1 protein-coding gene is annotated in these 205 nt (G+C 49.8%); it reads left to right on the forward strand.

The window, feature by feature from the left end; translation table 11 throughout:
- Positions 1–205, forward strand: a 205-nt coding sequence (locus HQ29_RS10445; RefSeq protein WP_036869498.1) for an InlB B-repeat-containing protein, incomplete at both ends; no start/stop codon positions are given.

The following is a 205-nucleotide window of genomic DNA, read 5'->3' on the forward strand; positions in this document are numbered from 1 at the left end:
CACTCTCGTAGCACATTTCGAGAAGATACCGCCCAAGCAATACACCGTAACCCTTTCGGCTCAACCAAACGACGGCGGTACGGTATCGGGCGCAGGGAAGTTTGAAGAGAATACACAAGTAACCGTTGTAGCTACTCCAAAAGAAGGTTGGAGGTTTATAAGATGGACAGAGTCCGGCACGGAAGTTTCCACTTCTGCCTCTTAC

The organism is Porphyromonas canoris, from assembly GCF_000765975.1.
GTDB classification, from domain to species: Bacteria; Bacteroidota; Bacteroidia; order Bacteroidales; family Porphyromonadaceae; genus Porphyromonas_A; species Porphyromonas_A canoris.